Source organism: Amycolatopsis sp. CA-230715 (assembly GCF_018736145.1).
Classification (GTDB): domain Bacteria; phylum Actinomycetota; class Actinomycetes; order Mycobacteriales; family Pseudonocardiaceae; genus Amycolatopsis.
Genome location: NZ_CP059997.1, coordinates 796,717 through 813,057, shown reverse-complemented (window position 1 = coordinate 813,057; position 16,341 = coordinate 796,717). Strand labels below are relative to the sequence as shown.

Here is a 16,341-nt window from a genome sequence, read left to right as displayed (position 1 = left end):
GCGCGGATCCCTTGCCGGGGAGCGGGAGGCCGATCCGCGCACCGCGTCTCTCCTCGGTCGTGGTGCGACGGCGCGTATTAGGCTCCTGAGCCATGTCACCACGCCGCATCGGGGTCATGGGCGGCACCTTCGACCCCGTGCATCACGGACACCTGGTCGCGGCCAGCGAAGTACAGGCGCGGTTCGGGCTGGACGAAGTGATCTTCGTGCCGACCGGTCAGCCGTGGCAGAAGGCGGCGCGCGAGGTCACGCGCGCCGAGGACCGGTACCTGATGACCGTGATCGCGACCGCGTCCAACCCGGTGTTCTCGGTCAGCAGGGTCGACATCGACCGCGGGGGCCAGACCTACACCGTCGACACCCTGCGCGACCTCCACGCCGAGTACCCGGACGACGAACTGTTCTTCATCACCGGTGCCGACGCGCTCGAGCAGATCCTGACCTGGCGCAACGCCGAGGATCTGTTCACCTACGCCCATTTCATCGGGGTCACCCGGCCCGGGTACCGCCTCAACGACGGCCACCTGCCGAGCGGGAAGGTGAGCCTGGTCGAGGTCACCGCGATGGCGATTTCGTCGACCGCGTGCCGCGAACGGGCCCGCAACGGCGAACCGGTCTGGTACCTCGTCCCGGACGGCGTCGTGCGATACATCGACAAGCGCCGGCTCTACCGCGATGAGGAGCCGGACTCCTCGGAGAGCAGGTAGGAAGCGCCGGGTACCCTCGTCAGGCGTATATCGACACCGAGGGAGCACTGTGGCAGCGACGTCCGAAGCACGAGACCTGGCGACCGCGGCCGCACACGCGGCGGCGGACAAGAAGGCCAGCGACGTGGTCGTGCTGGACGTGTCCGACCAGCTGGTCATCACCGACGCGTTCGTCATCGCCTCCGCCCCCAACGAGCGGCAGGTCGGCGCCATCGTCGACAACGTCGAGGAGCAGCTGCGGATCGCGGGCCACAAGCCGGTCCGCCGCGAAGGCGCGCGGGAAGGCCGGTGGGTGCTGCTCGACTACGTCGACGTCGTCGTGCACGTCCAGCACACCGAGGAGCGCTCGTTCTACGGGCTGGAACGGCTGTGGAAGGACTGCCCCCGGATCGAGGTCGACGGTCTCGAGGAGAACGGCGAAGCCGAAGACGAGCAGACGGACGAGGCGCGGTGACCCTGCGGCGGCTGGTGCTCTGGCGGCACGGGGAGACCGACTACAACGCCACCAAGCGGATGCAGGGGCACATCGACTCGTCGCTCACCCCGGTCGGCTGGAACCAGGCCCGCTTCGCCGTTCCCGCACTCGCCAGGTTCGATCCCGCGCTCGTCATCGCCTCGGACCTCAAGCGCGCGACCGACACCGCGACCGTCTTCGCCGAGTCAACCGGTGTCCCGCTGCGGATCGACAAGCGCCTTCGCGAAACCCACCTCGGTGAATGGCAGGGCCTCACCGGTGTCGAGGTCGACGCGGGCTGGCCGGGTGACCGCGAGCGGTGGCGCCGCGACGAAACGTGGGCACCGCCGGGGGGCGAAGCCAGGGTCGAGGTCGCCGAACGCGCCTACGCCGTCGTCGAAGACCTCCGCCGGTCGGGCGAGGACTGCGGGGAGACGGTCCTGCTGGCCACCCACGGCGGGCTGATCATCGCGCTCACCGCGCGCCTGATGGGGCTTCCCGTCGAGGTGTGGCCGTCCCTCGGTGGCGTCGGCAACTGCCATTGGGTCGAACTCGCGCTGCGCGACGACGATTGGCGCCTGCACGTCTACAACGCGGGAATGACCGGCTGAGCATGGCGGGGCCTCGGCTGCTCGTGTTCGGTGACTCGTTGAGCTTCCACGGGCCCGACGGCGCCCACGCCGCCGACGACGAGCGGCTGTGGCCGAACGTCGCGGCGGCCGGGCTCGGTGGCACGGCGGATCTCGTGGCCGGCATCGGCTGGAACGCGCGTGACGCGTGGTGGTCGCTGACCGGCGACCCCCGGGTGTGGGCGGATCTGCACCGGGTGGACGCGGTGCTGTTCGCCGTGGGGAGCATGGACACCCTGCCCTCGCCGTTGCCCACCTACCTCCGGATCGGGTTGCGGTACCTGCGGCCGGACCGGTTGCGCGGCGCGGTCCGCAGCGCCTACCAGCACGCGCAGCCGCGCCTCGCCATCGCGACCAGGGGCCGTCCCGCGGTGCTGCCCGCGCATCTCACGGTGCGCTACCTCGACCGCGCCGTGACCGCGTTGCGCGCGCTGCGGCCGGAGCTGCCGATCGTGGGCATGCTGCCGAGCGTGCACCGGGCGGCTTCGTACGGGTACGTCCACACCGCGCGCGCGGGCGCCGTCGCGGCGATGACGGCGTGGGCCGCGCGTGTCGCGGTGCCGTTGCTGGATCTCGCCGAGGTGGTCGGGCCGCATGTCCTTGGCGGGCACGGGAACCCGGACGGGATGCACTGGGGCTGGGCGGGGCACCACGCCGTCGGCACCGCGATGGCCGAGCTGCTGGTCCCCCGTCTCGGCGCGGTCGGCACGTAGGCTGACCAGCGTGCCGGTCGCCGTCATCACGGATTCCACCTCCCACCTGCCGGAGGGCTTTGCCGACCGGTACGGGATCCGCGTGGTTCCGCTGCACGTGCTGATCGACGGCGAAGCCGCGCTCGACGGAATCGACATCGGACCGTCCACCTTGGCCGAGGCGCTCGGACAGCGCCGCATCGTCACCACCTCGCGCCCGACTCCCGCGGAATTCGCCGACGCGTTCCGGAAAGCGCTCGACGACGGTGCCGACGAGGTGGTGTCGATCCACCTGTCGAAGCAGATCTCGGGCACCTGGGAGTCGGCGGTACTGGCCGCGCAGGAGGTCGGCCCCGACCGGGTCCGGGTCGTGGACTCCAGGAGCACCGCGATGGGACTCGGGTTCGCGGCACTGCACGCCGCGACCTCGGCGGCGGGCGGTGCGCCGGCGATCGAGGTGGAGGCCGCGGCGACGGCGGCCGCGCGCCGGGCGGAAACCTTGTTCGTGGTGGAGACCCTCGAACACCTTCGGCGCGGCGGGAGGATCGGTCCCGCGGCCGCGCTGCTCGGGACCGCGCTGGCCGTGAAACCGTTGCTGCACATGGACGAAGGCCGCATCCTGCCGCTGGAGAAGGTGCGGACGATGAACCGGGCGATGGGCAGGCTCGTCGATCTCGCGGTGGCCGCCGCGGCGGGGGAGGAGGTCGAGCTCGCCGTGCACCACCTGGCGTCCCCGGAGCGGGCGGTCGCGCTGGCGAACGATCTCGAAAGCCGCATCCGGTGCCGGGAAGGCTGCCTCGTTTCCGAGGTCGGCGCCGTGATCGGGGCCCACACCGGTCCGGGGGTGCTCGGCGTCGTCGTGCAACGAGCGCGGTAGCCCGAACCCGGCAGCTTCTCACATACCCACGACGGAACCGCGCGTCCGGAGGCCCTGCCCAGCCGAGTTGTCCACACCGGGGCGGTTGTCCACAGCGCGTCGATTCTTCCCTGTCCCGCGTCTTCGCCGCGCCCTAACGTCGAATGCGTGTTCGAGCGACCGTCCGGCGGCCAAGGCGCCGCACCCAGCACCCGGCTGGCCCAGCTGGCGAGGCAGGCGGCGGGGCTTGAGGTCGCCGCGGGCGGCGGGCACGCGAGAGGGAGGTTGGTGGAGCGATGGGTCCCGGAATCGTTGACGAACGGGTACTGGACGCGCAGGCGGCGCGGTCTCGTGGCGGCGGGCGCCGCCGCTTGCCTTGTCGTGGCCGTGGTGGTGATCGTGCTGGTCACGGCCGGGGCACCGGGGCCGGAGCACGCGCCGGTCCTCCCGGCCGCGAAGGAGGCAGCGCGGTCGCCGGGCGCGGATCGGCCGAGCGAGCGGCCAGGAGGCCCGATCGTGGTCAGCGTCGTGGGCAAGGTGAGCGCGCCGGGCCTGGTCACGCTGCCGGCGGGCGCGAGGGCCGCCGACGCGGTCCGCGCCGCGGGTGGTGCGCTGCCCGGTACCGACCTCACCGGGGTCAACCTGGCGCGGCGCTTGGCCGACGGTGAGCAGATCGTCGTCGGCGGGCCCGCGGCGCCCGCGGTGGCCGGGTCCCCGGCGGGGGCGCCCGGCGGCAAGGTCAACCTGAACAGCGCGACCGTGGAAGAGCTGGACGGGCTTTCCGGAGTCGGTGCGGTCACGGCGAAACGGATCATCGACTGGCGGACCCAGCACGGCGGGTTCACCGCGGTCGAGCAACTCCGCGAAGTCGACGGTATCGGGGAGACCAAGTTCTCCCGGTTGCGCGATCAGGTGACCGTGTCATGAGCCGAATACCGGAGGACGAGCGCGCTGTCGTCCCTCCGTCCAAACAGGACGCACGACTGGTGCCGGCCGCGGTCGTGCTGTGGCTCGGCGCGCTGTTCGGGTTGCTGTGCGGCTGGTGGACGGCGATCGTCTGCGGCGGGGGCGTGGCCCTCGCGGCGGTGGCGGTTCTGGTGTGCGGCAGGCGGGCGCTCAGCGCGCGGTGGAAAGCGGGGATGGTGGCGTTGCTGGCTGCCGCCTTCGTCGTGGCGTGCCCGATGGCGCTGTGGTTCGGCGAGTCCGAGCACGACCCGCTGCGGGCCGCGGCCGCGCGCTCGGCCGGTGCGACGCTGCGGGTGACGATCGCCGAGCGGCCGCGGCCGGTGCGGAGCGCGGGTTATGCCGGGCAGCGCGCCGGTGCGCGGTCCGTCGTCCTCGCCGCGGACGTGGATCAGGCCATTGTGGACGGTCAGGACGCCGGTTCGGCCGGCCGCGTCGTGCTGATCGGTCCGTTCGATTCGTGGGCGGCAGTGCTGCCCGGACAGGAGGTGACGCTCACCGGATCGCTCGCGCCGCCGCGCGGCCACGACCTCACCGTCGCCGCGGTGCTCGTTCGCGGGCCCCCGGCGGACGCCAGCAAGGCACCGTGGTGGCAACGCGGCGCCGAGGAGCTTCGCGCCGGGTTGCGCGAGGCCTGCGCGGTGCTCGACGAGGAACCGGCGGGGTTGGTGCCGGGTCTGGTCACCGGGGACACGGCCGGTCTCCCGGAACGGGTGCGGACCGAGTTCACCGATGCCGGGATGTCGCACCTCACCGCGGTGAGCGGCAGCAACCTCGCCATCGTGTGCGGCGCGGTGCTGATCGTGCTCCGGGCGTGCCGGCTCGGACCGCGGCTCAGTGCGGTCGCGGCCGGGTTCACGCTCGTCGGGTTCGTGGTGCTTGCCGGTCCGGAGCCCAGCGTCCTGCGGGCCGGTGCGATGGGCGCGGTCGGTCTGCTCGCGTTGGCACTGGGCAGGAAGCGCTCGGCGTTGCCCGCGCTCGCGACGACCGTGTGCGTGCTGATCGCCTGGGATCCCGCGATGGCGGTCGACCTCGGTTTCGCCCTGTCGGTCGCGGCCACCGCCGGACTGGTCCTGCTGGCACCGCGCTGGTCGGCGGCACTGGTCCGGCGCGGGGTGCCACCGGGGTTCGCCGACGGCATCGCGGTCCCGCTCGCCGCGTTCGTCGTCACGGCGCCCGTCCTGGCCGGGATGGTCGGCACCGTCAGCGTCGTGTCGGTGCTGGCGAACATCATGGCCGCGCCCGTGGTCGCACCCGCCACCGTGTTCGGGGTGCTCGCCACGCTGACGGCCATGGTGTGGCCGTGGGGCGGTGAAGCCTTCGCGCACCTCGCCGGGCCGGAGGCGGACTGGCTCATCACCGTCGCCAGGCACGGTGCCGCGATACCCGACGCCGTGGTGCCGTGGCCGTCGGGCTGGTGGGGTGGCCTGCTCGCGGTCGTCGTGCTCGTGACGATCGCGCTGGCCTTCCGGTCGCGAGGACTGCGGCTCCTCCTCGCGGTCGCGCTGGCCTGTGTGCTGCTGGTGGTCGTCACGCCGAGGGTGATCGCCCCCGCGTGGCCGCCGTCGGGCTGGGCGATGGCGGCGTGCGACGTGGGCCAGGGCGACGCCGAGGTGCTCGCCACTGCCGAGCCAGGCAGGGCCGTGGTGGTGGACACCGGGCCGGAACCGGGCCCGGTCGACCGCTGCCTCGACGCGCTCGGCGTCGACAGGGTCCCGCTGGTGGTGCTGAGCCACCTGCACGCCGATCACATCGGCGGGCTCGCCTCGGTGTTCGAGGGGCGTTCGGTCGGTGCCGTGGCGATCGGGCCGGGACGGTCACCGCCGTGGGCGTGGCGCCAGGTGGCGGAAACGGCGGCGAAGCACGGTGTTCCGCTGCTCGACCTGGCGACGGGACAGCACCTGGATTGGCCGGGGCTCGCCCTCGACGTGATCGGGCCGCGTTTCGTCCCGGAGCGGCCCCGGGTGGAGCCGGACGGCACCGGGATCAACAACACCTCCGTCGTGGTGCGTGCGGCGACCGCGGCGGGCACCGTGTTGCTCACCGGGGACGTCGAACTGGCGGCACAGGGCGATCTGCTCGCCGACGGTGCCGCTCTGCACGCCGACGTCCTGAAGGTGCCGCACCACGGTTCGCGCTACTCGGTTCCGCGGTTCCTGGCGGAGACGGGGGCGAGGGTGGCGGTGGTCAGCGTCGGTGCGGGCAACACCTACGGCCACCCGAGTAAGTCCACTGTGGACGAACTGGCCGGAATGGGCGCGCTGGTCGGCCGCACCGACACCGACGGGGATCTGGCGGTGGTCGCGGACGAGTCGGGTCCGGCGCTGGTGCGTCGCGGGCAGGACGCCTCCGGCCGCCGTCGCTGATCCGGTCCAGCGCCCGCGGGTGCTAGGCCGGGGTGCGGATGAGTTCGTCGGCGACCCAGCGTGCGACATCGGCGGGGTAGGGCGACGGCAGTCCGAGGACGAGGTGCTCGAAGCCCGCGTCGATCGCTTCGGCGATGGCGTGCCGGGTGGTGTTCGGCTGGTCGTAGGAAACAGGGAGGTGGATCGATCGGACGATCGAGGCGGGATCGCGGCCGATCTCGCCGCAGTAGCGGTCGAGCAGCGCACTGCGGCTGAGGGCGTCGTCGATGTCGCCGCCGGGGATGTTCCACAGGTCGGCGTGTTCAGCGGCCACGCGCAGCACGGCGGACGAGCGCCCGCCGATGAGGATCGGCGGGTGCGGGCGCTGGACCGGTTTCGGGTTGCCGAACGCGCCGGTGAGCCGGACGTGGGTGCCCTCGACGTCGAACGGTTCGGTATCTGTCCACAAGCGACGGATGACCGCGCACGCCTCGGCGAGGCTTTCCACGGCGTGGGCGGCGTCGTGGAAGGGGAGGCCGTGTGCTTCGTACTCGCGCCGGGCGAGCGGGTGGCTGGGGCGCGAGCCCGCGCCGATTCCGAAGTCGAGCCGTCCGCCGGACACGATGTCGACGGTCGTGGCGATCTTGGCCAGTACGGCGGGCGGGCGGAAGCGGTTGCTGGTCACGAGGAGGCCGAGGCGCAGTCGCCGGGTCTGCGCGGCGAGTGCCGAAAGCAGCGTCCAGCCTTCGAAGATCGGCCCGTCGGGGTCGCCGCCGATCGGCATGAGGTGGTCGAACAGCCAGGCGTGCTCGATTTCCGGGATCGCGTCCGCTTCGCGCCAGACGCGCAGGATCTCGTCGTAACCGACCTGCATCGGGGCGGTCATGATCCCGAACCGGGGTGTGTTCGGCATGGCGGTGATAGTCCTTTCCGGACAGTGGTGGGGTTTCCCGGGCCCAGAGGCCGTCACGCACTGGGGCGACGGCGGCGCAACGACGCGTCGAGCAGCGCGGGCGGGGTGTCGTGCTTTTCGTCCGCGGCCAGATCGACGCCGGGGGCGACGACGGTGTCGATCGCGTCGAGCACATCGGTGGTGAGCACGGTGTCGGCGGCGGCGAGGTGCGAGCGGAGGTGGTCGAGCGTGCGGGGGCCGATGATCGCGCTGGTCACGGCGGGATGCGCGGTCACGAACCCCAGCGCGAGCTGGATCATGGTCACCCCGGCCTCGGCGGCGATCCCGGACAGCTTCTCGACGGCGTCGAGCCTGGCCCGGTTGGCGGGGAGACTGGTGTCGAAGCGGTTCGGCATGAACTTCGCGCGGTTGGTGGTGATCTCCTTGCCCGCGCGGATCGCGCCGGACAGCCAGCCCGAAGCGAGCGGGCTCCACACCAGGACGCCGAGCCCGTACTGCTCGGTCACGGGCAGCACGTGGGCTTCGATCCCGCGCTGCAGGACCGAATAGCTGGGCTGTTCGGTGACGTACCGGCCGAGGTGGTGCTCGCGGGCGGCCCACCGCGCCTGCACGATGCGGTACGCGGGGAAGGTCGACGAGCCGAAGTAGCGGATCTTCCCGGCACGCCGCAGATCGGTCAGCGCCGACAGCGTTTCCTCGTCGCTGGTGTCCGGGTCCCACCGGTGGACCTGGTAGAGGTCGACGTGGTCGACATCGAGGCGCCGCAGGCTGTTCTCCAGTTCGGTGACGAGCCACCGGCGCGAACCGCCGCGGTGGTTGCGCTCGTCGCCCATGGGCATGCCCGCTTTCGTTGCCAGCACGAGGTCATCGCGGCGTCCTGCGATGGCCTTGCCGACGATCTCTTCCGATTCGCCGTCGCTGTACCTGTCCGCGGTGTCGATGACGTTGATGCCGCCGTCGAGGGCGGCGTCGACGATGGCGGTCGCCTCGGCTTGGCTGGTGCGGCCGATCGCGCCGAAGTTCATCGCGCCGAGCGTGAGGGAGCTGATTTGTACGCCGGTGCGGCCGAGGGTGCGGTACCGCATGCGGAGTTCCTCCAGAAGACGGGTGGTTTGGCCGCGAGGTCCCGCTCTGCCACCATGAGCAATCGGAACGCCGCTCCGCTAACAATACGGAGCAGTGTTCCGTTTCGCAAGGTCGACGGTGGAAGGAACGGCGCGGTGCACGACAGCGACGAGGAAGCGGGCCCCGCGGGCCGGTCCAAGCGGGCGGACGCCCGGCGCAACGAGAAGACGCTGCTCGACGCGGCCGCCGCCCTCTTCGTCGCGTCGGGGGTGGAAGCACCGGTGCGCGACATCGCGGCCGAGGCGGGGGTCGGGATGGGCACGATCTACCGCCACTTCCCGACCAGGGCGGATCTCATCATCGCCGTCTACCGGCACCAGGTCGAGTCACTGGCCGAGGCGGGGCCCGCTCTGCTGGAGGCGGGCGAAACCCCGCACGCCGCGCTCGGGCAGTGGATCGATCTCTTCGTCGACTTCCTGGTCACCAAGCACGGGCTCGCCGCCGTGCTGCAGTCCGACAACGCGGGATTCGAGACGTTGCACGCCTACTTCCTCGACCGCCTCGTGCCGGTGTGCACCCGGCTGCTCGACGCCGCGGTCGCTTCGGGCGAGATCCGCTCCGGGGTGGCCGCCTACGAGCTCATGCGCGGCGTCGGAAACCTGTGCATCGGCGCCGAGCACGATTCCCGCTACGACGCGCGCCGGCTGGTCGAACTCCTCATCGCGGGGCTGCGCACCTGACCGGGAAAGGACGTCGCCGCGGACGCGCTGCTCGACGGCATCCGCACCGTGTCCCCACATCCAGCGCGCCATGACCAAACTGCACGCCAGGGACCGCACGCCAGGGACCGCACCCAGCTCGTCGTCGTGGCCTACCAGAGTGGCCTGGTACGGCCCCGCCGGTGATTTTCTTGTCCGACGCCGGAATTTCGGTTAGAGAGAAGGCCTTGAACCCGGTGAGCGGAAGGGGAACGGCGTGGCGGAGGACCTCAAGATCAGGCTCGGTGCCGGAACGCCGACCGGGGCGGCGATCGCGGACTTCGGCGCGCACGTCGATCTGCTGGAGCGGGCCGGGATCGATTCGCTCTGGCTGCCGGAAGCGGTGTACTCGCCGCGGGTCGATCCGGTGGTCGGCATGACGCACGCACTGGCCAGGACGGAACGCCTCAAAGTCGGTACCGGGGTGATGGTGCTGCCCGGCCGGGATCCGGTGCTGGTCGCCAAGCAGCTCGCGTCACTCGCCGCGCTCGCCCCGAAGCGCGTGCTGCCCGTGTTCGGCCTGAAACCCGCGCGGGAGCAGGAAGTCCGGCTCTTCCCCGTGCCGGAAGGCCGCCGTGCCGCGGTGTTCGACGAGTCGCTGCGCCTGATCCGGTTGCTGCTGGAGCAGGACGACGTGACCTTCGAAGGGGAGTTCTTCCAGGTGGAGAACGTCAGCCTCGGCACCGCGCGGCCGAAGCGGCTCGACCTGTGGCTCGGCGGAAAGGCCCCGGGCGCGCTGCGCCGCGTCGGCAGGCTGGCGGACGGCTGGCTCGCCAGCTTCATCACCCCGGAGCAGGCCCGCGCGGGACGGGAGGCGATCCAGGAGGCCGCCTCGGAGGCGGGGCGCGAGATCGAGGCCGATCACTTCGGGATCAGCCTGGTGGTCTCGCCCGACGGGTTTCCCCGCGAGTTCGCCGCCTCGATCCGCCGCCAGGCGGCGGGCATCGATCCGGCCCGGCTGGTCCCCGGGAGCTGGGAGGCCGCGCGCGGCCTCATCGAGGAGTACATCGACGCGGGGCTGAGCAAGTTCGTGGTCTACCCCGGCGAGACGGAACCGTACGAGCGGTTCGTCGACCGGTTCACCGAGGTCTTGTCGCCGTTGGAAAAACTGAGTCCCTGATCGGTCCACTGTGGACCGATCAGGGGTCGTGCGTCAGCCCGCCAGCGCCGCGCGGACGGCGTCGGCCGAAGGCGCCACCGTCGCGCGCGGGCCGATCTTGCCGTCCAGCGCGTCCAGCGTCTTCAGGCCGTCACCGGTGATCAGCAGGACGGTTTCCTGGTCGGGGTCGATCTTGCCCGCTTCGATGAGCTTCTTGGCCGTCGCGACGGTCACGCCGCCCGCGGTTTCGGTGAAGATGCCTTCGGTGCGGGCCAGCAGCCGGATGCCCTCGACGACCTCTTCGTCGCTGACGTCCTCGATGGCGCCGCCGGTGCGGGCCACGGTGTCCAGCACGTACGGGCCGTCCGCGGGGTTGCCGATCGCGAGCGAGCGCGCGATGGTGTCCGGCTTGACCGGCTGCACCACGTCGTGCCCGGCGCGGAACGCGGCCGACACCGGCGAGCACCCGGTCGCCTGCGCGCCGAAAACCTTGTAAGGGCTGGCTTCCACGAGCCCGAGCTCCCCGAGTTCGCGGAAACCCTTGTCCACTTTGGTCAGCTGCGAGCCGGAGGCGATCGGGACGACGATCTGCTCCGGGATGCGCCAGCCGAGCTGCTCGGCCACCTCGAAGGCGAGCGTCTTCGAGCCCTCGGAGTAGTACGGGCGCACGTTCACGTTCACGAACGCCCAGTTCTCGTTCTCCGCGGCCAGTTGCGTGGCGAGCCGGTTCACGTCGTCGTAGTTGCCGTCGACCGCGATCAGCGCGCCGTCGTAGACCGCGGTGGTCAGGATCTTCGCCCGCTCCAGGCTGGAGGGGATGAGCACCACCGATTCCCAGCCGGCCCTGGCCGCCGCGGCGCCGACCGCGTTCGCGAGGTTCCCGGTGGACGGGCAGGCGAGCACGTCGAACCCGAACTCACGGGCGGCGGCCAGCGCCACGGCCACGACGCGGTCCTTGAACGAGTGCGTCGGGTTGCCGGTGTCGTCCTTCACCCAGATCCGCTTGACGCCGAGCGCCTTCGCGAGGCGGTCCGCGCGGACCAGCCTGGTACAGCCAGGCTCGGTGTTCGGGATCTCTTCGACGTTCGAGGGGACCGGCAGGAGTTTCTTGTAGCGCCAGATGTTCTTGGGACCGGACTCGATGTCCTCGCGGCGGACGCGGCCGAAGTCGTAGGCCACCTCGAGCGGGGAAAAGTCCTCCGCCGACACGAACTCCGGGGCCAGCGGCTGGCGGTGGCCTTCTTCCTTCGACACCAGTTCCACGGCGGGGCCGAGGTCGAAGGTGCGCTTCGTGCCAAGGGCTGCGGTCATCGCGAGGTTCCTTTCCTCATCTGTCCCGCTGACGCGGGCCGGAATTGGCACCGTGTTCGTCAGCTACCTCGCGGAATCGAGATGACAGGCTGACGCCGGTTGCCGGGGCTTCATCGGGCCGTTCCCTCTGCCCCTCTGGATGAGCGGTGTTCAGTTGTCGGCGCGCCCGATCGGGCGGCTGCCTCGGCTACACCGTACGACATGGCGCTCGCGGCGCGCCACACCGGGCGGCGTGGCTTTCCCCGCCAGCGCGGCGGTCTGGGAGGATCGGGGAGTGACCGATCCCGCTGCCACCCCCGCGCCGCTCCACCTCGTACTCGGGGAGGAGGAGCTGCTGATCGAACGCGCGGTGCGCGGCGCGCTCTCGGCGGCGAGGATGGCCGATCCGAGCGCCGATCTGACCAGGGTGCGGGTGTCGGAACTCACAGCGCCCGCGCTGCTCGAGATGGTCAGCCCGTCGCTGTTCGCCGAAGGCAGGGTGATCGCGCTCGAATCGGCACAGGACGTCTCGCAGGAGATCGCCGACGTCGTGCTGTCCTACCTCAAGCAGCCGGCCGACGGGGTCACGCTGGTCGTCGTGCACAGCGGTGGCGGCCGGAGCAAGGCGGCCAAGGCGTTGCCGCCCGCGCTCCGCAAGGCCGGGGCGGAGGTCGTCGAATGCGCGAAGATCACGAAGCCAGCGGAGCGCGAAGCGTTCGTGCGCAACGAAGTCCGGCAGGCGGGCGGCAAGATCGACGGCGCGGGCGTGCTCGCCCTGATCGACGCGGTCGGCTCCGATCTGCGCGAGCTGGCGTCGGCCTCGGCGCAGCTGGTGGCGGACACCGGGGGCAGGATCGACGAGGAAGCCGTTCGCCGGTACCACCGGGGCCGTGCCGACGTGACCGGTTTCGCGGTGGCGGAAAAGGCGGTCGCCGGGGATCGGTCGGCGGCGCTGGAATCGGTGCGGTGGGCGATGCAGATCGGGGTGCCGCACGTCCTGGTGGCCGACGCGCTCGCGGACGCGGTGCGCACGATCGCGAGGGTGACCGCGGCGGGCCGGGGCAATCCGAACCAGATGGCCGGTGAGCTGGGCATGCCGCCGTGGAAGATCCGCAAGGCGCAAGGGCAGTCGCGGGGCTGGGGCCAGGACGGGCTCGCCGACGCGATGCAGATCGTGGCCAGGCTCAACGCCGAGGTGAAGGGCGCCGCGGCGAACCCGGACTACGCGCTCGAACGCGCCGTCCTGGAACTGGCCGCCGCCAAGGACAAGCGCTGACCGCCTTTCTCCGCGGTACCGGGAAAACGGCATCCCCGAACGCAGCGAAGCCCCGGCCGGGTGGCCGGGGCTTCGACGACGAGCTGGTGCTCAGAGCTCGTTGGCGCGCTTCGCGATCGCCGACTTCTTGTTGGCGGCCTGGTTCGGGTGCAGGACACCCTTGCTGGCGGCCTTGTCGAGCTTCTTCGCGGCTTCGCGCTGCAGCTCGAGGGCCTTGTCCTTGTCACCGGCCGCGGCGGCCTCGCGGAACTTGCGGATCGCCGTCTTCACCGAAGACTTGATCGACTGGTTGCGCTGGCGCGACTTCTCGTTGGTCTTGATGCGCTTCATCTGCGACTTGATGTTCGCCATGAGGCATTCCTCCTGCGTCTTCGGTGGGTTTCGCCGCCGCGTCTTCGTGGCTCCGGCCTCGTCCGGTGGCACCGGGTGAGGGCGCGGGCTTCCTCCATTGCGGAACGCCACGCGGCAACGGTCAGCGAGCTTACCAGGGCGTTCCCGGCAGCTCGCGGTGAGGGCTGGGCATCCGGGCGGGAAGAGGCGTACGGTGATCTTCGTAGTGCCTAGGGTTCCGCCGCCGGGTCGCCGCGGGACGCACCAGCACAACAAGACCCGGCGGGGCAGGTCCGAGCGGCACCATCGGCCGGGACGGGACCGGTCGTTCATCTGACGGGACAAAAGCCTGGAGGAACCCGTTTTTCGCGTGCGCGGAAAACAGAAGGGTTCTTCTCGTGCAGGGCACCGCTCTTTCCTTCGTTCTCGTCGCCGCCGTGCTCCACGCGCTCTGGAACCTCGCCGCGAAGCGGGTTTCCTCCGGTGGCGCGCGGTTCGTGTGGCTCTACTACTCGATCAGCGGGATCGTCTGCGCGCCCGTCGGGCTCGCGGTCGTGCTGCTCGGCCACGACCGTCCACAGTGGAGCTGGCTGCTCGCGGCCGCGGTCACCGCGGTGCTGCACGTCCTCTACGGCATCGTCCTGCAGCGGGGTTACGACGTGGGCGATCTCTCCGTGGTGTACCCGCTGGCGCGGGGGAGCGGTCCGCTGCTGTCGGTGCTGGCCGCCGTGCTGGTGCTCGGCGAGCGGCCCGGTGTGCTCGGGCTGGCCGGTGCCGCGCTGGTGATCGCCGGGGTGATCGTGATCGGCACCGGCGGCGCGAAGGTGGACCGCGCGGCCAGGCGGACCAGCATCTTCTACGGCCTGCTGACCGGGGTCACGATCGCGGCCTACACGCTGTGGGACGACCACGCCGTCAACGCGCTCGCGGTGCCGCCGGTGGTGTACTTCGCGACGGGCGCGGTCCTGCAGAGCGCGCTGCTGGCGCCTCACGCCCTGCGCGGCGACCGCACGCGCGAGCTGTGGCGGGCGCACCGGAAGGAGATCCTGCTGGTCGGCCTGCTCTCTCCGGCCGCGTACGTGCTCGTGCTGTTCGCGATGAAGATGGCGCCGGTGAGCCTGGTGGCCCCGGCCCGCGAGCTGAGCATCGTGTTCGGCGGGGTGGCGGCGTGGCTGGTACTGAAGGAGGCTAACCCGCTGCGCCGGATCGCGGGCTCGGTGGTGGTGCTCGCGGGCATCGCCGCGATCGCCGCTTCGTGACACTCCGGTGGGCGTTCCCGCATCTCGTCAGGTAGGCATGTGCCCATGCAGGTGCTGAGCAGCCGGGTGCTCCTGAAGCCCCGTGACCGGGACACGACGACCGCCTTCTACCGCGACACGCTCGGGCTCGCGATCTACCGCGAGTTCCCGGTGGGCACGGTGTTCTTCCTCGGGCAAGGTTTCCTCGAGGTGGTCGGAGAGGGCGAAGGCGGGTCGAGCCCCGACGTCGCGCTGTGGCTCCAGGTGCGCGACCTCGCCGACGCGCTGGCCGAGCTGGCGGACAAGGGCGTCGAACCGGACCGCGGCGCGCGGCTCGAGCCGTGGGGCCTGCGCGAAGCCTGGATCTCCGATCCCGACGGCACCCGGATCGTGCTGGTCGAGATCCCGGCCGACCATCCCCTGCGCGTGGACGTCCGCCAGCCCTGACGGGATCCGGGTGACGCTGTGCGAAGCTGTCGCCCGTGTCCGACACCTCTTTGCCCGGTAACTCCGCTGCGTCCGGTAGCTCCCGCTTCGGGCGACTGGTTCTGTTCGGGGTCCTCCTGGTGCTCTACCTCGCGGCGGGCTGGCTCGGACTCGTCACGCTGAGTCATCACCTGGCCGGGTCCGGACCCGCGGTCGACAAGGTCGGCACCGCCGCGGTGACCGCGTGCCGGGAGTACGGGCCGGTCAGCGTGCGCGGGTTCGGCTACACCTACGAGTGCGCCGCGGAGGTCCGCTGGGCGGACGGCAAGACCGAGCACCGCGAGTTCCCGGCGGGGGAGCTGACACCCGCCGACGTTGGCCACGAAGTCCCCGTCTACCAGTACGACCCCGGCCGCCGTTCGGCGACGGTGTTCGGCCGCAACGACGACACGGCGCGCTTCGCCGACGTGACGTTCCCGGTCATGGGCGGGCTGATCGTCGTGCTGCTGGCGCTGCCGCTGGTGGTGTACGGCGCGGTCCGGAAACGCCCGCCCGCGACGGGGAGCGAGCCCTATCCCGGCACGCGCCGCCGCGAAGTCAGCAAGGCCGCGCGGAAGGCGGACGAGAAGTGGCCGGTCGGACCCGCGGCGCGCGCGGCCGTGCCGAACCTGCGGCTCGTGCGGCGGCTGCGCCTGCTCGCGTGCTGGTGCGTGCTGGCGATCGTGCTGGTCAGCCTGTCCACCGTGCCGCGCAACGACGCGCCGAGGGCGGTGCGCTTCGAGTCCCCGTGGCCGCAGATCGGGCAGGCGCTGCTGGCCGACCCGCCGACCGTCGCGGTGCTGATCTTCGGCGTCATCGTCGCCGTGTTCTGCCTGTTCTTCGTCGCCAGCGCGCGCGGTGACGCCGCGAGGGTGATCGAGCACGGGCCGGACTACCTGCTCCCCGACCTGGACGGGGAGGAGCCGACCGACGAGCGGATGGCGGCGAATCTGGAGCGGCTCCGCTCGTCGGCGCGGTCGAACGTCTTCGCGAGCGCCTTGTTCGGCGCCGCGTTGCTCGGGCTCGCCGCGTGGGCGATCATCCGTGCGGTGCAGCACGTGCCGTCGTCCGCGCCGGCACTGGTCTGGGTCGCCGCGCTGACCGATGCGATCCTGCTCGGCAGCCTCGGCGTGCTCTGGCTGAGCAGCATCGAGAGCAAGTACGCGCGGCTGAAGCGGCTGCTCGAAATTCATGAAGAAAGTTCCGCGTCCGCGGGAACCGGGTCCGGCGTCGCGCAGTCGTAGGCCGGGAGGAAAGGGGC

The 16,341-nt window shown here is 71.5% G+C and carries 17 protein-coding genes and 1 riboswitch; of the genes, 13 read left to right on the top strand and 4 right to left on the bottom strand.

Going from position 1 to position 16,341, the window contains the following annotated elements; translation table 11 throughout:
• Nucleotides 1-92: 92 nt before the first annotated feature.
• The 7 genes from nadD (at nt 93) to HUW46_RS03875 (ending at nt 6,667) form a co-directional block, all read left to right on the top strand.
• The gene (nadD, locus tag HUW46_RS03905; RefSeq protein ID WP_215545964.1) at nt 93-707 is read left to right on the top strand and encodes a nicotinate-nucleotide adenylyltransferase; all 615 of its coding nucleotides are present in this window, start codon (nt 93-95) and stop codon (nt 705-707) included.
• A 49-nt stretch (nt 708-756) separates the two neighbouring features.
• Entirely contained in the window at nt 757-1,161 is a 405-nt protein-coding gene (gene rsfS, locus HUW46_RS03900) for a ribosome silencing factor (protein WP_215545963.1), read from the top strand.
• Nucleotides 1,158-1,772: a histidine phosphatase family protein gene (locus tag HUW46_RS03895; protein WP_215545962.1), complete on the top strand. Its 615-nt coding sequence runs from the start codon at nt 1,158-1,160 to the stop codon at nt 1,770-1,772. Before rsfS ends, HUW46_RS03895 begins: the two co-directional genes overlap by 4 nt.
• Before the next feature lie 2 nt (nt 1,773-1,774).
• Nucleotides 1,775-2,503 carry a diglucosylglycerate octanoyltransferase gene (octT, locus tag HUW46_RS03890; RefSeq protein ID WP_215545961.1) on the top strand — a complete coding sequence of 243 codons (729 nt, stop codon included), beginning with the start codon at nt 1,775-1,777 and terminating at the stop codon, nt 2,501-2,503.
• 10 nt (nt 2,504-2,513) lie between these two features.
• Nucleotides 2,514-3,359, top strand: a complete 846-nt coding sequence (locus HUW46_RS03885; protein WP_215545960.1) for a DegV family protein — start codon at nt 2,514-2,516, stop codon at nt 3,357-3,359.
• Between the two features lie 147 nt (nt 3,360-3,506).
• Nucleotides 3,507-4,265, top strand: a complete 759-nt coding sequence (locus tag HUW46_RS03880) for a ComEA family DNA-binding protein (protein ID WP_215545959.1) — start codon at nt 3,507-3,509, stop codon at nt 4,263-4,265.
• On the top strand, nt 4,262-6,667 hold the full coding sequence (locus HUW46_RS03875; protein ID WP_215545958.1) for a ComEC/Rec2 family competence protein: 2,406 nt from the start codon (nt 4,262-4,264) through the stop codon (nt 6,665-6,667). Before HUW46_RS03880 ends, HUW46_RS03875 begins: the two co-directional genes overlap by 4 nt.
• Before the next feature lie 22 nt (nt 6,668-6,689).
• Here HUW46_RS03875 and HUW46_RS03870 read toward each other — a convergent pair whose 3' ends face one another.
• Together HUW46_RS03870 and HUW46_RS03865 are read right to left on the bottom strand one after the other, a co-directional pair.
• On the bottom strand, nt 6,690-7,559 hold the full coding sequence (locus HUW46_RS03870; RefSeq protein WP_215545957.1) for an LLM class flavin-dependent oxidoreductase: 870 nt from the start codon (nt 7,557-7,559) through the stop codon (nt 6,690-6,692).
• A gap of 53 nt (nt 7,560-7,612) precedes the next feature.
• Entirely contained in the window at nt 7,613-8,644 is a 1,032-nt protein-coding gene (locus HUW46_RS03865) for an aldo/keto reductase (protein WP_215545956.1), read from the bottom strand.
• 135 nt (nt 8,645-8,779) lie between these two features.
• Between HUW46_RS03865 and HUW46_RS03860 the strand changes: the two genes are divergently transcribed.
• Nucleotides 8,780-9,364 (top strand): TetR/AcrR family transcriptional regulator, encoded by a 585-nt coding sequence (locus HUW46_RS03860; protein WP_254125777.1) that lies wholly within the window; start codon nt 8,780-8,782, stop codon nt 9,362-9,364.
• Nucleotides 9,365-9,599: 235 nt separating this feature from the next.
• The gene (locus tag HUW46_RS03855; protein ID WP_215545954.1) at nt 9,600-10,502 is read left to right on the top strand and encodes a TIGR03854 family LLM class F420-dependent oxidoreductase; all 903 of its coding nucleotides are present in this window, start codon (nt 9,600-9,602) and stop codon (nt 10,500-10,502) included.
• Nucleotides 10,503-10,535: 33 nt separating this feature from the next.
• Here HUW46_RS03855 and thrC read toward each other — a convergent pair whose 3' ends face one another.
• Complete coding sequence (gene thrC / locus HUW46_RS03850; RefSeq protein WP_215545953.1) at nt 10,536-11,792, bottom strand: threonine synthase; 1,257 nt, start codon at nt 11,790-11,792, stop codon at nt 10,536-10,538.
• A gap of 13 nt (nt 11,793-11,805) precedes the next feature.
• Nucleotides 11,806-11,938: riboswitch (SAM riboswitch) on the bottom strand.
• 128 nt (nt 11,939-12,066) lie between these two features.
• On the opposite strand from thrC, the gene holA reads away from it, so the two are divergent.
• Complete coding sequence (gene holA / locus HUW46_RS03845; RefSeq protein WP_215545952.1) at nt 12,067-13,047, top strand: DNA polymerase III subunit delta; 981 nt, start codon at nt 12,067-12,069, stop codon at nt 13,045-13,047.
• Nucleotides 13,048-13,137: 90 nt separating this feature from the next.
• Here holA and rpsT read toward each other — a convergent pair whose 3' ends face one another.
• Nucleotides 13,138-13,398: a 30S ribosomal protein S20 gene (gene rpsT / locus HUW46_RS03840; protein WP_215545951.1), complete on the bottom strand. Its 261-nt coding sequence runs from the start codon at nt 13,396-13,398 to the stop codon at nt 13,138-13,140.
• Nucleotides 13,399-13,775: 377 nt separating this feature from the next.
• Between rpsT and HUW46_RS03835 the strand changes: the two genes are divergently transcribed.
• From HUW46_RS03835 to HUW46_RS03825, 3 genes are read left to right on the top strand one after another with little or no spacing between them, the layout of a single operon-like run.
• Nucleotides 13,776-14,636 carry a DMT family transporter gene (locus HUW46_RS03835; RefSeq protein ID WP_215545950.1) on the top strand — a complete coding sequence of 287 codons (861 nt, stop codon included), beginning with the start codon at nt 13,776-13,778 and terminating at the stop codon, nt 14,634-14,636.
• A gap of 45 nt (nt 14,637-14,681) precedes the next feature.
• A complete protein-coding gene (locus HUW46_RS03830) occupies nt 14,682-15,062 on the top strand; it encodes a VOC family protein (protein WP_215545949.1) in 381 nt (126 codons plus the stop codon).
• Nucleotides 15,063-15,097: 35 nt separating this feature from the next.
• Nucleotides 15,098-16,324 carry a DUF6346 domain-containing protein gene (locus HUW46_RS03825; RefSeq protein ID WP_215545948.1) on the top strand — a complete coding sequence of 409 codons (1,227 nt, stop codon included), beginning with the start codon at nt 15,098-15,100 and terminating at the stop codon, nt 16,322-16,324.
• Nucleotides 16,325-16,341: the final 17 nt, after the last annotated feature.

What these genes read in the sequence shown, in the direction of transcription:
- octT (WP_215545961.1), top strand. Translation starts at nt 1,775, where the DNA reads ATGGCGGGGCCTCGGCTGCTCGTGTTCGGTGACTCGTTGAGCTTCCAC.
- HUW46_RS03865 (WP_215545956.1), bottom strand. Translation starts at nt 8,644, where the DNA reads ATGCGGTACCGCACCCTCGGCCGCACCGGCGTACAAATCAGCTCCCTC.
- HUW46_RS03875 (WP_215545958.1), top strand. Translation starts at nt 4,262, where the DNA reads ATGAGCCGAATACCGGAGGACGAGCGCGCTGTCGTCCCTCCGTCCAAA.
- HUW46_RS03830 (WP_215545949.1), top strand. Translation starts at nt 14,682, where the DNA reads ATGCAGGTGCTGAGCAGCCGGGTGCTCCTGAAGCCCCGTGACCGGGAC.
- thrC (WP_215545953.1), bottom strand. Translation starts at nt 11,792, where the DNA reads ATGACCGCAGCCCTTGGCACGAAGCGCACCTTCGACCTCGGCCCCGCC.
- rpsT (WP_215545951.1), bottom strand. Translation starts at nt 13,398, where the DNA reads ATGGCGAACATCAAGTCGCAGATGAAGCGCATCAAGACCAACGAGAAG.
- nadD (WP_215545964.1), top strand. Translation starts at nt 93, where the DNA reads ATGTCACCACGCCGCATCGGGGTCATGGGCGGCACCTTCGACCCCGTG.
- HUW46_RS03870 (WP_215545957.1), bottom strand. Translation starts at nt 7,559, where the DNA reads ATGCCGAACACACCCCGGTTCGGGATCATGACCGCCCCGATGCAGGTC.